The 244-nt window shown below is 56.6% G+C and carries 1 protein-coding gene; it reads left to right on the top strand.

Features of this window, described 5'->3' with window-relative positions:
- Positions 1–5: 5 nt before the first annotated feature.
- The coding region (locus tag AC0IYH_RS33440) for a fatty acid desaturase family protein (protein ID WP_471838730.1) at positions 6–244 on the top strand (239 nt) is incomplete at its 3' end.

Below are 244 nucleotides of genomic sequence, written 5' to 3'. Positions count from 1 at the left end.
GACCTATGTGGTACAACGGCTTTCTCGACCTGTCGGTCTGGCAACTCATCATCGTTACCTTGCTGATGACCCACGTCACCATTGTCAGCGTAACGGTCTACCTGCACCGTTACTCGGCGCACCGCTCCCTGGAGCTGCATCCTGCGCTCAAACATTTCTTCCGCGTCTGGTTGTGGCTAAGCACGGCCATGAACACCCGCGAATGGACCGCCATCCATCGTAAGCACCACGCCAAGTGTGAAAC

The sequence above is a fragment of the Pseudomonas sp. AC463 genome (assembly GCF_979253585.1).
The sequence above is the reverse complement of the archived record's forward strand: the minus strand, read 5'-3'. Positions and strand labels throughout refer to the sequence as shown.